Origin of the sequence: Microbacterium sp. (assembly GCF_049661145.1) — a bacterium.
In the GTDB taxonomy this organism is placed as follows: Bacteria; Actinomycetota; Actinomycetes; order Actinomycetales; family Microbacteriaceae; genus Microbacterium.
This window is the reverse complement of record NZ_JBASZT010000313.1, coordinates 1-12,735: the sequence shown is the minus strand read 5'-3', so window position 1 is coordinate 12,735 and position 12,735 is coordinate 1. Positions and strand designations below refer to the sequence as shown.

The 12,735-nt window shown below is 63.4% G+C and carries 9 protein-coding genes; 7 read left to right on the top strand and 2 right to left on the bottom strand.

What is annotated here, in order from left to right:
- The first annotated feature begins 178 nt into the window (after nucleotides 1-178).
- Nucleotides 179-2,167: a hypothetical protein gene (locus WBP48_RS13190; protein WP_424441148.1), complete on the top strand. Its 1,989-nt coding sequence runs from the start codon at nucleotides 179-181 to the stop codon at nucleotides 2,165-2,167.
- Nucleotides 2,168-2,404: 237 nt separating this feature from the next.
- On the opposite strand, the gene WBP48_RS13185 is transcribed toward WBP48_RS13190, so the two are convergent.
- Together WBP48_RS13185 and WBP48_RS13180 are read right to left on the bottom strand one after the other, a co-directional pair.
- Nucleotides 2,405-3,535 carry a tyrosine-type recombinase/integrase gene (locus WBP48_RS13185; RefSeq protein ID WP_424441146.1) on the bottom strand — a complete coding sequence of 377 codons (1,131 nt, stop codon included), beginning with the start codon at nucleotides 3,533-3,535 and terminating at the stop codon, nucleotides 2,405-2,407.
- A complete protein-coding gene (locus WBP48_RS13180) occupies nucleotides 3,528-4,031 on the bottom strand; it encodes a hypothetical protein (protein WP_424441144.1) in 504 nt (167 codons plus the stop codon). Before WBP48_RS13180 ends, WBP48_RS13185 begins: the two co-directional genes overlap by 8 nt.
- Here WBP48_RS13180 and WBP48_RS13175 point away from each other — a divergent pair.
- The 6 genes from WBP48_RS13175 to WBP48_RS13150 all read left to right on the top strand — a co-directional run bounded on the left by WBP48_RS13175 (nucleotide 4,015) and on the right by WBP48_RS13150 (nucleotide 11,988).
- On the top strand, nucleotides 4,015-4,455 hold the full coding sequence (locus WBP48_RS13175; protein ID WP_424441142.1) for a DUF1016 N-terminal domain-containing protein: 441 nt from the start codon (nucleotides 4,015-4,017) through the stop codon (nucleotides 4,453-4,455). The two genes, WBP48_RS13180 and WBP48_RS13175, sit on opposite strands and share 17 nt — an antisense overlap.
- Before the next feature lie 2 nt (nucleotides 4,456-4,457).
- Entirely contained in the window at nucleotides 4,458-5,087 is a 630-nt protein-coding gene (locus WBP48_RS13170; protein WP_424441140.1) for a PDDEXK nuclease domain-containing protein, read from the top strand.
- 163 nt (nucleotides 5,088-5,250) lie between these two features.
- The gene (locus WBP48_RS13165; RefSeq protein WP_424441138.1) at nucleotides 5,251-6,114 is read left to right on the top strand and encodes a hypothetical protein; all 864 of its coding nucleotides are present in this window, start codon (nucleotides 5,251-5,253) and stop codon (nucleotides 6,112-6,114) included.
- 167 nt (nucleotides 6,115-6,281) lie between these two features.
- The gene (locus WBP48_RS13160; RefSeq protein WP_424441136.1) at nucleotides 6,282-8,636 is read left to right on the top strand and encodes an NACHT domain-containing protein; all 2,355 of its coding nucleotides are present in this window, start codon (nucleotides 6,282-6,284) and stop codon (nucleotides 8,634-8,636) included.
- Between the two features lie 11 nt (nucleotides 8,637-8,647).
- Nucleotides 8,648-10,510: a hypothetical protein gene (locus WBP48_RS13155; RefSeq protein WP_424441134.1), complete on the top strand. Its 1,863-nt coding sequence runs from the start codon at nucleotides 8,648-8,650 to the stop codon at nucleotides 10,508-10,510.
- A 17-nt stretch (nucleotides 10,511-10,527) separates the two neighbouring features.
- A complete protein-coding gene (locus tag WBP48_RS13150; RefSeq protein ID WP_424441132.1) occupies nucleotides 10,528-11,988 on the top strand; it encodes an NYN domain-containing protein in 1,461 nt (486 codons plus the stop codon).
- Nucleotides 11,989-12,735 lie beyond the last annotated feature (747 nt).

Sequence of the window (12,735 nt, the reverse complement as noted above, 5' to 3'; positions counted from 1 at the left end):
CATCGTCGTGGTTCCTTTCGAGATGGATGTGAAGAGTTCTCTCGAAGGATCACACGGTGACCGTCGCCACGTTCACAGCGACGCGGCCACCGGATCCGTACACCACGCTATTGGACGCAACCCTGATTGTGGGTTCGGCGTCGGTAGCACGAAACAACGTCGCGAGGGGAGTCCGCTGGTGAGCGACACGTGGGTGCTCTTCCTCCATGGGATCAACGCGAGCACGGAGGATCACTGGCGCTTGCCACTTGATCAGGCGCTCGTGAGGGCAGGTCAAGAACCCATCGATCCCGCCCGCGTCCTCACTCCCGACTACCGGGCCGCGCTACGCGGAGAGGCCGAGGGCTCTTCCGCAGTGCGAGCAACTTGGAAGCGGCCGGACAAGGACTCGTTGAGGAAGGCACAGACTTCCTATGTAGCGCGCATGGCGTTTCTTGAATCGCAACTGAGGCCGATCGCGAACGGTGTGCCGGCGTGGGTGCAGCCACCGGAACTCGCCACCGTTCCCACGCTTGGCGCCTTGCTCGACGATGCCAGGAATTACGCACGCTCCGCAGAGGTCCGCGCGGCGGTCCACAGCATCGTCTTGGCCTCGCTTGAGGCTGTTCCGGCTGGCTCTCGAGTCGTGATTCTCGCCCATAGCCTCGGGTCGGTGGTCGCTGCTGACATCGTCAAGAAGCTCCCGGAAGGGCTCCACATACCTGTCCTGGTGACGATCGGAAGTCCCCTCGGTGCCATTACCGAGTTCCGTGGTCGTGACTTGGACGAGTACCCTTTCGACCGGCTTGGTGCTTGGGTCAACATCTTCGACCCGCGCGATCCAGTGACCGGCGGCCGAGGAATCGGTGACCGCTTCCGATGGGTCGTCGATGTTGCGGTAACCCTCCAGGACTGGATGTTCCCTGTATTGATCCACCAGCACGGTGGAGAGTACTACTGCGCGCACGCCGCGGTCGCTTCCGCGATCGTGTTGGCACTCGTTGGGACGGATGTCGCCAGGGCCGCGGTCGAAGGGTCCGACGCGGCTCGTGGGCTCGAACTGGCGCTGCTGCAGTCGCTCTACCTGCGTGAGCTATCAAAGAGACTTCCCGCTGATCTCGACCGCCTCGCCCGCTTCGAGCGGGTGCGGCGCGTCGTCGCCGCTGATAACTCGGCGGCCGCCGCAGTCCTACACGCGGCAGACGCATCAACGGCGCCGCTCCAACCCTCAGACTTTCTCCAGAGACCGGAGACGCATATCCGCGGAGCGTGGGCGGACCGGACACTGATCGCGCTCGCGATCATGCTTGCTTCGGGGAACCCGGCTCCTCCGTTCGACATCGAAGCGAAGCCTGATACGGACGAACGCCGCAGAGCTCTGGTCTCCACCTTGAGCCTTGTGCGCGCCAACAAGTCCGAGCCGACCGACGTGGATATCGTCGACGCGATCTTCTCCGCACGGAAGTCGGTTGACGACTACCTCGCTCCCGGGCTTTCGTGGGTTCCGGTGGCGCTGATCGCAGGAGGTGTGATCACTCTGGCAGCGACCGGCGTTGGACTCGCCGCGGTGATCCCCGCCGGTCTCGCCGGTGCAGCTGTCATTACAACGACACTGGCAGCCTTCGGACCTGGTGGCATGATGGGCGGACTCGCTACCCTCGCAGCCCTCGCCGGCGCTGGCGCGGGGATGGCAGGTGTCGGTGCCGGCGCCGCCATCGGTGCCAACGGTGTGGTCAAAGTAGCGCCCGACCTGTTTTCGCAGGCGCTCGACGAGGCCATCGCTGCGTCCGGCTCCGAGTCGCTCCGTAGCCTGCTGGCCTCGGTGCTCACCCTCGTTGACGTGCAGGAGAAGCTGGAGTTTCCCACCCAGCGCGACCAGATGCTGCAAGCCTGTCTGAATGCGAAGGCTCAGTTGGCGTCACGCATCGGAGAACACGAGTTGATCGACCCAAAGTCCTCATCGGCGAAGACGGCACGAGAGAAGCTAGCTCTACTGGAGAAGGCCTGCCAGTGGTTGCGTGGTGAGGAACGCGCCGAGTCATCCGACGCCCTCGAATTGCAGCGCATTGCAACCGCGTACCGGGAGGCGTTGGTCGGCCGCGAGGAGCGCTTCCACGCGTTGCTTGTAGGGCCCGGCCGGTCCCACATGAACGAAGACCGCACGGCGATTGAAAGCTTCGACGACTGATGCCCTCGCCCCTTTGAGTGCGTATCGTCACTCCGTGGACGGTCGATCGATGTCGACCGCCCAGCGGCGCGGCAGACGGACCCACCTGCTCACAGTCCTTGCAGCCGCCGTCCAGTACGAGCGGTCGGGCGTATGCAGCATCAACTCCACCTTTCATGGTCGCGCCCTTGTGCGGGCTCTCCGATCAGGTGCCGAGTGCGAGCGTCCGGCAACACCAAACGTCGAGGATCGCTTCGTCTATGCGTCGGCTGAGTCCGCTGACGAAGTGCCTTCGGTCTCGCTGAGCGCCCGTGAACGTGCTCTGCTCATCGAGATGGCCACGTCGTCGAGGTCGTCGTCGAACAGGTCTGCATAGGTGTCGAGGGTCATTGCGGCCGATGCGTGTCCGAGCATGCGCTGCACCGCCTTGACGTTGGCGCCCGCGCTGATCGCGAGAGACGCGGCTGTGTGCCGCAGCCCGTGAGGCGTGATGTGCGGGAACGACGTGTCTGCCTTTCGCGCGCGTTTGACGGCGCCGGCGAACCAGCCGGCCTTGGAGTTGGGGAGAGGCATGGGGTCGTCTCCGGGTCCGAAGACGTAGTCCTCGCGGGTGCGGGTCACGACGGCGCCCGCGATGAATGGGAGGAGGAACTCCGGGATGGGAACGGTGCGGTCCTCGTCGTCTTTGGTGGTGCCGAGGACGATGGTGGCGTTGACCATGACCGCGTTCTCCTCAATGAGGATCCGGCGGCGCGCGAGGTCGATGTGCCAGACTCGGATGCCCGTCACCTCGCCCCATCGAAGTCCTGTGTAGGCGAGCATGTTGACAAGCTCCGGATGGCGGCTTGTCGTCGCGAGCGCATGGACCTGTTCGTGGGTGAGGTAGCTCCTCCGCTTGCGTTTCTTCTTCGGCAGCTCGAGTTCACGTGCCGGGTTCAGCGTGATGCGCAGATCCTTCTTGGCGCCGTCGAGAATGCCGGCCAATACACCGTGGGCACGTAGCACCGTTGTCGCGCCCCGTGTCTGGCTGAGCTCGGCGATCCACTCCTGCACCTCGGAGCTCGCGATGCTGCCGATCGTGCGGTGGCCCCAGAAAGGCTCGACATGGATGCGCCACGCAGAGTCCAGTGACCGATAGGCGGACGCCTTCATGATCGGCGGTCGCTTGCCCGCGAGCCAGGAGGGGCCGAGCTCGCCGACGGTGATGCGCGACTTGCTGGCATCGATGAACTCACCCTGCGCCTTCTTCACCTCCACGCTCGCGAGGAACAGCAACGCGTCCTTCTTGGTGGTGAATCCGCGTTTGTCGGTCTGCGTGTTGTCGGGCCGGCGGTAGCGGACGCGGTAGCGCCGACCGTCCTTTGTCTCGTAGGGCTGGACGCTACCCACGTGCCGGTCGGGCGGCGGCGTACCTCACTCCTTTGAGCAGGCCGGCGTCGCGGGCCTGCTTGATCCAGTGCACGGCGGTGCGCGGGCTGAGGCCGAGTTCGTCTTCGAGCGCTTTGGCGGGTGGGCGGCCGGTGAGTGCGGCGACGCCGTAGATGACCTGCACGGCTTCGAGTCGTGCCGCGCGCAGTTCTGCGCGGGCGCTGTCGCCGGAGGCTTTGTCTGCGTCGCGGATGGGAGCGGTCATCCACTCCGGGAGCAGCCGGCCCTGCGCGTTCATCGCGTCGGCGGTGACGAGCGTACCGTTCTCGTCGAGCGGGAACGCGACGCACCGCGGCGCGGCGGCTTGGAGGATCGTGCCGAGGCGTGCCTGGCGCAACTCGGTGCCGGAGACCTCGCCGCCGTCGAGCAGCCATGTCGTGGCGCGGCGGAGTTGTGACTCTGGGTGCTCCGTATGACGATGCTTCGCCGGGAGGCTGCTGATGAGTGAGGTCGACACAACTCGCCGCATAGCGCGAGAGCCATTGTTCGACCGTCTGGCGGCGCTCGTTGAGCAGGCGCGCGCGGTGGTCGCCGCTCAGGCCAATGCCACTCTGACGCTGATGTACTGGCAGATTGGCCGCGTCATTGACTCCGAGGTGCTGCAGCGTGAGCGTGCCGAGTACGCGCATGAGATTGTGGCCTCGCTGGGGCAACAATTGACCGCCAGATTCGGTCGCGGGTTCGACCGCACCAACCTCTACCGCATGGTGAAGTTCGCCCAGGTCTTCCGGGATGAGGAGATCGTGGCCTCGCTGGGGCCACAGTTGAGCTGGACCCACTTCAAGGCGCTTCTGCCGGTGCGGAGTGCCGAGGCTCGCATGTTCTACATCGAACAGACGCTCGCCTGTTCTACATCGAACAGACGCTCGCCGCGCATCTGAGCGTGCGCGCGCTCCGGGAACTGATCGGCCGCCAGGGGTTCGAGCGCAAGGAGATCGCCAACGCGCAGACGCCGGGCGGATCGGCGGTGCCCACCGACACCTTCCGCGATCCGTACTTCCTGGACTTCCTCGGCCTCAAGGACGCCTACGCCGAGCGAGACGTCGAAGAGGCCATCATCCGCGAGATGGAGGCCTTCCTGCTGGAGATCGGCAACGGCTGGGCATTTGTCGCACGCCAGAAGAGGATGACGATCGATGAGGACGACTACCACCTCGACCTGCTGTTCTACTCCCGCCCGCTCCGCCGCCTCATCGCGGTCGAACTGAAGGTCGGCCGCTTCAAAGCCGCCTACGAAGGGCAGATGAAGCTGTACCTCAAGTGGCTCGATCGCTACGAACGCCGGGACGACGAAGAAGCGCCGATCGGCCTGATCCTGTGCACCGAAACGAGCCGGGAGCAGATCGAACTGCTGGAGATGCACAAGGACGGCATCATCGTCGCCGAGTACTGGACCGCCCTGCCACCCAAGGCCGAACTTCAAACGCGCATCCAGGAGATCTACCGCTCGGCTGCCGTACGCGTCACCCGCACCGCGATCGAAGCCTCCGTGGATCCGGCGGAGGTCGACTGAGCTCGCTTGACCGCGTCGTTCCGCGGCCTGCACCCTATGGTGGGGCGTATGACGGTCGGCACCCTTGTCGACACCGACGGCGGGCTCTCCAGAGCAACAACGCGGGCTCGATCCCGCGGGTCATTCATCTGACAGATCGGCTCGGTCGTCTAGCCTGTGCGACATGGTCTTTGCAGCGACGGTCGTCAAGGTGCTCATTGCGTCCCCCGGGGACACAGCCGAGTTGCGGGATACTGTCGAGGAGGTTCTGCATGAGTGGAATGGTATGCGTAGCGGAGGTGCAGCCGTCGTTCTGCTGCCACGCCGCTGGGAGACGGACGCCGTCGCGGAGTATACCGATACCGACGGTCAGTCAGTCATCAATGCCCAGTTGGTATATGACGCCGATATCGTGATCGGCGTTTTCCATTCGAGGCTCGGGACGGCGACGCCGCGCGCGGCCTCCGGCACAGCTGAGGAGCTCGGGCGGAGTCAGGAGGCTGGCAAGCGGGTGCACGTCTACTTCAGCGACATGCCGATCGCGCACGATCACGACCGCGCGGCGTTAGCCGCGCTGGACGAGTTCAAGAGGGCGCTCCGCGAGCGCGGGCTCTTCGGGTCGTTCGATTCGCCGACAGCGCTCCAGGCGCAGGTCCGGCGCGCGATTGAGCACGACCTGACGATCCTCGATCTCGGCGCGCGGCCCGCAGGGGGCTCTCGAGGCGCAGCGTTGCGCGCTACCTTCGCGTATGACCGGGAGCCAGACAACCGCGGTCGGATACGAAGCACGCGAGAGCGCATTGAGTTGGTCAATGAAGGTCGTGAGGCCGCCGAGGGCGTGACATACGAGATCCTTCCGGTCGGCAAGAACAACCACGGGCCTTTGATCCACCACGACGGCGAGCCATTTACGATCGCGCCGAACGGCGGAACCTTCGTCATCGCGGTCCTGCGGTACGCCGGGACTGCCGACAACATCCAACTCCATCTGCGATGGTCCGAGGGGGGAGCCCAGCGATCTTCACAGCAGACCGTCGCATTGAGATGACGCGTGGGCCCGAGCAAGAGGGCGGAACCACTATTGTGATGTCAATCACGTGGCCCAGGGTGCCCGCCGGGACTTCCGCGAGCGGATGGTTTGCTCAACGTCTACGAGACTTGAAGTAGCGCTCCGGTCTATGGAGCGCTTCCATACGTATGGAGCGGGGAGACTGCGTGAACCTTGTCGACGAGTTGGAGGAGTTCCTGCGGCTGCAGATGGTGGCCCCGGAGGTTGTCGCCCCCGTCGATGAGGCTCCGTGCTCAGCGATCCTGATCGACGATGACAACTACTTGGTGAACTGTCTTATCGTTGCGACGACCAGTGCCGTTACATCGGAGCAGATCGCCACGGTTGTTGGGCGCCTCTTGCGACATGAGGCGCTCCGCACGGCTCTAGTCGTCCCGGACGACATGACGACCTCGCAGCAGGAGAAGTTGCGTAGGGAGGGAGTGCAGTTCTTCGGGCAGCTCAGTTCTTTCACCAAATACCTGGACAATCACCTCAGGCCCGATCGTGTCTGTGCGAAGCTGCTGCAACCGGGCCAGGATGCTCCCAACGCGCGCGCTGGACTTCTTTTCGAAGAGGACTTTATCGCGCCAGATGCGGTCAGCCAGGGTGCGGTCAAGGTTCAGGCGATGCAGCATCTCGTTGTCAACTGGTCCCGAGGCGTCTCGCCCCGGGTTGGTGTCATCCTCGCACCGGCCGGATACGGCAAGAGCAAGCTCACTCATATCCTCGCGAAGCGGCTCGCCAAGGTGTATTCGGAGAAGGCGACGCCGGGCGCACCTCTGCCCTACCTCATACCGTTCGGCGACTATCGCGGCACGAACACCTTCGACGGGCTCATCAGCCTCGCACAAGCGGAGCACGGCGCCCCGCTCCTCACACCGGGGGCGTTCCGCTTCCTGGTGAGCCGAGGACGCGCGCTACTAATCCTCGACGGATACGACGAGATGCTCGACAAATTTCCTCATGAAGCGAAGAGCAATATCGGCGAGTTCATCAGCAAAGCGGGGCCGTCGAGCCGACTGATCCTCACAGCGCGCACACTATTTTACCGGTCATCCGGCGAGGTCGTCGGGATGGTCGGCGACCCAAACTTCACTACCGACGACGTTGAACTCCTGGAGCTTCAGCCGTTCGATCGAGGCAAGGCACGGACGTATCTCCGTATCAAACTCGATCGTACCGGGGACAAGAGCCGGCTTGTCGAACGTTCTCAACAGCTCCTCGACCGAGTCCAGGGGGGATTGGGCATATACGGCAGCCCATTCTTTCTATCCGAGTTCGTGGCGCAAGTCCGCGAGGACGCGGACAAGTTCACGATTAGCGGCGCGCCGACTGATTTCCTTGACTACCTCGTGGGGGTATCGTTTGCGCGCGAACGGATCCGCCAGGGGCACGACTTTTCGGACAAGGAGCAGCAGGCGTTCCTCGAGAACATTGCGCTCGATATGCTGCGGTCAGAGCGGACGGCGGCCTATGACAAGGAGGATCTGGAGTTGTTCGCGCTTGAGGCGGTGTCGAACGACCATATCGACATCGACGACCAGAGGCTCCCACTGCTCTTCGCGCATCACTTTCTTGATCCTGTGGACGGCTACGCATCATTTCAGCATCAGGTGTGGCGAGACTACTTTCAGGGTAAGGCGCTGGCTCGTGCTTTCAGTACGGAGCGCATTGAGGCCATAGATGTGCTAAACCGGCGGGAACTCCCGGATGGGATCGTGAACAATTGCGTCTCCGCGGGAGACAGATGGCTACTGGCGGCGCGTCTCGGCGCCGTGGCCGATCGGACCAACGATGTCGGTATGCGCAACCTACTGCGACTGCTCACCGAGATCGCGCGCGAGAAGCGGGAGCGTTACGTGATTCCTGCGCCAATTTCCGAGCGGATGGCGGCGCGGAGTTTGAGCGATCTTTATCTGACCAACCTCGATTTTTCCGGAGCGGATCTCCGCGGCTGCGTGTTCACCGGCACGTACCTTCGCAATTGCGATCTGCGCGATACTCACTGGAACGGCGCATTCCTCAGCAACACCACTTTCATCGACTGTGAGATCGGATCGGAGATCGCTACGGCGGATCACGCCAGTTCGGTGATCGACGGAGAAGAATTCTTCGGTCCGCAGTTGCGAGAGCGTTTCGCAGAGTCAACTGAGGGAGCAGCTGCCGAAGGCGACTCGGAGGACGCTCGCGAGACGCCGGAACGATACGCGATCCGGGTGCTCGCGGGACGCCTGGGTAAGTTCCAGAAGGGCAACGTCTTCGACACCTCGATCGACTGGTCGAATTTCATGGGAGGGCTGCCCCGCGCTGACCATGATTTCGTCGTCAAACGCCTCGTGCGAGCCCTGAAGGCCGAGGGGATACTGATGGAAGATAGCGGTGTCGCCGGTAGCCGGCCGCCATTCATCCTGACCCGCGACTCAGGCGTACGTCGCGATGTCGCCACGCTGACGTCGACGAACGAGGTGGGTCACTCGCTCCAGCCGGTCGTCGACCGACTACTCAAGCGCCGCGATTAGAGCTGTCGTCGATGGTCAGTACTGGATTCCTGGGGTGGCTCGTTGACCCCGGACCGCCATTCGAGGGCGAGTTGCTGGTGTCTTCCGGGCTCTCCAAGGTGCTTATTGGTCCGAACGGATACGGCAAGTCACTCCTGCTCGCCGCCATCCGTGCCCCTTCAACCCTGAGGGTGTTCAGCAATCTGCCCCGGCGTCTGCGCGAAGAGATCGTGGCGTCGTCCGCTGAACTCGTAGGCCGCGGGTCCGCAGGGCTGTCAGGACTGTTGATCGACGAGCTCGACGCGCGCAAAGACCGGGCATGGGGGCTACAGGTCACGAGCGAGGGGCGCGGTCGGGTCAGCGTCATGAAGCCCGACGGCAGACTCGAGGGAAGTGTGTCTCTCGAGATTGACCAGCGTCTGATCGTGGCCGCGATCGAGCGATGGATTGTCCCAGACGCCGAAGACGCCGCTTCATTGGACGTGCGCACGCGCAAAGCGTTCGGTGCCTGGGTAGTCGCCTGCCTTGACGGCGTCGAGGGGACGGTTGCCCTAGGCAGAAACCCGCTCGTCGGACGTCTGGCCGATGAAACGAGTGTTTCGCTGCTACAGCCGGCGGAGTCGTTCGCCGACATCCTCGCAACGCGAACGCGCGATCGGGTCGCCGCGCTGGTGGGCTTTCGGCTCGATGTAAAGGTCCTCCCCGAGGATGACTTCGGTTACCGGATTCGCTACGGCCGGGAATGGTTCCCCGTCGAGCAGGCGAGTTCCGCTCTCCGCCGGTGGGTGAGCCTCGCGGCGAACGAGACGCTCTGGGAGATGCAGCGAGTCGCCGAAGAGTCGACGCGGTATGGCGATGCCCGCATCGAACTCCGCGACTTCCTCCAGGGCGAAGTTCCGGAGGGTCGTCTTCCCCGCCACGAGATCCAGGGATTCGCCAGCAAGAGCTCTTGGATTATGCTCGACGAGCCGGAGATACATCTCTACGGCAGCGAGGTTCGAGCGCTCGGAAAGACCCTAGCCGCACAGTCTGAGAGCGGACGTCTGTACATCGCGAGTCACAGCGTGGAGCTCGCTTCCCACCTCGTAGGGATCGGCGAGTTTCTTGCCTTCTCTGCTCCCGGTGTGTTCGACACTCAGGGACCAGAGGACTGGCTGAACCTCCAACTCGCGAATCTCGCGGCACAGGGCGCAGGTGCCCTGTCGATGATGCGAGTCTTGTACGTTGAGGGCGCTTGGGATGTCAAGTTCATGGAACTCCTATTCGCTGCAGAGTTGCGCGAGCAACGAATTGTTCTGTGCCCAGTGAACGGGACTATGAGTGCCGGGTCCGTGGCGACGTCCGTCTGGCAGCGCATGACGAGCGCCCCGTTTGGTGTCATGTTCGACGCCTTGAGCGCACAACGTGTTCATGCGAAGTGGCAGGAGGTCCGCGGATCGGACGAGAGCAGCCGACGTCGCATCGTGCGCGCCCTACGGGCGGAGGCGAAGCGCGCCGGCAGGTTCGAGGACCGGGGGATGGCGCAACTCCAAGCAGACATACTTGAGGCCGGGATGGAGAGCAGGGTGCATTTCCTCATGCACGGACTCTCCGACATATTTCAGGTTGCGAGTCCGCGCGCGTTCGGAGGCGATGTCGATAGCTGGGCCGATGCAGGGTTCGGCGGAGATGGGAAGTTCAAGGACTTCGTCCGCTCCACCTTCAGAACGGACCTCACCAAGGCCTACGCGTCGCAACGAGTCTTCGAAAGGGTTCGCGACGAGGGCCACATCGACCAACCAGCGATGCGCGCCCTTCAGGACGAGTTCCGACAGTTCGTGGCGTGGTGTTCGAGCGATGGGGCCGCGGAGAGCCTCGACGAAGTTCTATCCCGCCCGAGGACGATAGATTCCTGAGGAGAAGAAGGGGAATGATGGCCGATAAAGGCGTGCTGTTGGTTGACTGGGACAACCTCGCTGGGGCAGTACTGGGTCGAGGGAAGAAGGTTGATCGCGATCTCGTAGACGCGCTATGGAGGTTCGCGCGGGAGCGTATGCAGGGCTCGCCGTCGGCCCACATGGCAGCGACGCAGTTCGACCCTTCTATCGTCGCGGCGATGCAGGAGCATTTCATCTCTTCGGATCCGGTCCGCGCCGCGAAGGAGCAGGCCGATATTTTGCTAACCGTTCGGGCGATGGATTACCTGCATCAAGGTGCACAGAGGTTCATTCTCGTCACTGGCGACCAGGACTTCATTCCGCTGATCGAACGGCTGCTACGCGACGACGCGCAGGTCACCGTGGTCTACGGAGATCCGCGCAAGCTGAGTCCAGAACTAACGAAGATGCTGTCGAACGTGGGCGTTGACTCGCTCGACATCGCCGATGTCGCTAGCCTCACCGACCGCCGTGCCGATACGAGCGGTCGTGCGTTTGCCGCAATGCTCGAGCTCACCCGGCGCGGCTTCATTCTCGGAGGTAAGGATCGTGGGGGCCGGTTCGAGCTCCTGGTGGGGTGGGATCTGGTTAGCCCGGGCGAAGATACTGACTACTGGGCGCTCGTGGAACAACTTTGCTTGAAGGAGACCCGCTACGACGTTGCCGTTCTTGCGTCCGACCGGAAAACCTGGACCCCCACAAACGCCACGAGGACCTACCTCGAGATCACGGACGCCAGGATGGAGGAGATCATTGCGCTCGATGATGTCTTGCGCTCGTTGTCGGCGCGGCCGACTGGGGTTAGCTTGGGTGTACTACTCTCGGGCCCGTTCGTTGGTGACGACGGGACGAAACTCGATAGGACGCTTGACGCGCTGGTCACGGTCGGGCTCGCTCGACGCCAGCCAGACGGTACGGCGTCTATCGTAGGGAACCCCATCACGCTTGGCTACCTCGAACCATTGTGGCGCGTTCACACGGCCGTCCAGGCGGAGACGCATCGGCGAGGCGCCACTAGCATCTCATTCCGCGATCTCGAGCGGCTGCTCGGTACATACGGGATCGGTCAAGGCAAGGACAGCCGCGCAGCGGGCCTCGTGCAGGCGACGATCAAGCACGCACAGGCGTCTGGGGTCATTGATTCCGTGGCCGTCAGTGGTAAGCGCCACGCGCGGGTTGTGCATTCGATGCTCTGCGCCACCATCGAGCGCGCCTATCGGACGATCTACGCAGAATATCGCGACCGGATCGGGCAAGCGCTAAGCGAGCAGGACATCCTTGTCCGCATGGAAGCGTTGGATGAGTCCATGTCGACACCGACGTTCGGGTACGCGAGCCGTGACCGCCACCGTATCCTTCGTGTTCTGGCGCAGTCGGGATTGATTCGACGCCGCGACGGCTCTGCCACCATCCTCGCGTCTCGGTGGGGCGATACGCTCGCCGGCGGCGCGAAGTGACCCACGCTCTCGCGCCGAGCTGCTGTGTGCTATGGTTCGTATCTAGGGAAAGCGGCGGATCCTCGTTTGCACACATGGCGCGAGGCGACCTACTTTATACCCGGCCCCAGCTTCGGCTGGGGCTTTCGTCTTCGCGGTAAGCGATCCTGATCGCAGACTGCCGAAACGGATGCGCGTATCTGGGTCGAACACGGAATGGTGCGAGCGGACTTCCGGATCGCGCTGCGAATCTCGGAACGGACCCCCGTGTTTCCGCTCGCCATCCAAGGGCTTCGCCTTGCGGAGATTCGAAAGAAGCAGCGACGACGTCCGGTGGGGCACCGTCGCGGGTGCGGAAGCAACGATTGTGCGGACGGTCGTCGGACGCCGAGTCCCGTGCCCACAATTTGCCCACAATCGAACCGAAACGAACCTGTTTCAACGTCCTCTAAGGCCGTCGATCCCGGCTGCGGGAACCGCGGAATCACGTGGATGTCCCGGGATCACGCTGACGTGCCCGGGGGTTCAAATCCCACCGTCACCGCCATTGTCGAAGCCCCGCGAACCCTTGGAAACACTGGGATCGCGGGGCTTCTGCCTTGCTGTGACCCAGCGCTGCGGTAACGGAGCAGTAACGGAATTCTGGGTCAAGTCCTGGGGCGTGGTGTATCGGTGATGGTGTGATCCTTCGGTTCTGATGGTTATGCGGTGAGTGCTCGGAGGTCGGGTTCGGTCACCTCCTCGGGGTTGGGGTCGGGTTCGCCGACG

What these genes read in the sequence shown, in the direction of transcription:
- WBP48_RS13175 (WP_424441142.1), top strand. Translation starts at nt 4,015, where the DNA reads ATGAGTGAGGTCGACACAACTCGCCGCATAGCGCGAGAGCCATTGTTC.
- WBP48_RS13165 (WP_424441138.1), top strand. Translation starts at nt 5,251, where the DNA reads ATGGTCTTTGCAGCGACGGTCGTCAAGGTGCTCATTGCGTCCCCCGGG.
- WBP48_RS13155 (WP_424441134.1), top strand. Translation starts at nt 8,648, where the DNA reads ATGGTCAGTACTGGATTCCTGGGGTGGCTCGTTGACCCCGGACCGCCA.
- WBP48_RS13150 (WP_424441132.1), top strand. Translation starts at nt 10,528, where the DNA reads ATGGCCGATAAAGGCGTGCTGTTGGTTGACTGGGACAACCTCGCTGGG.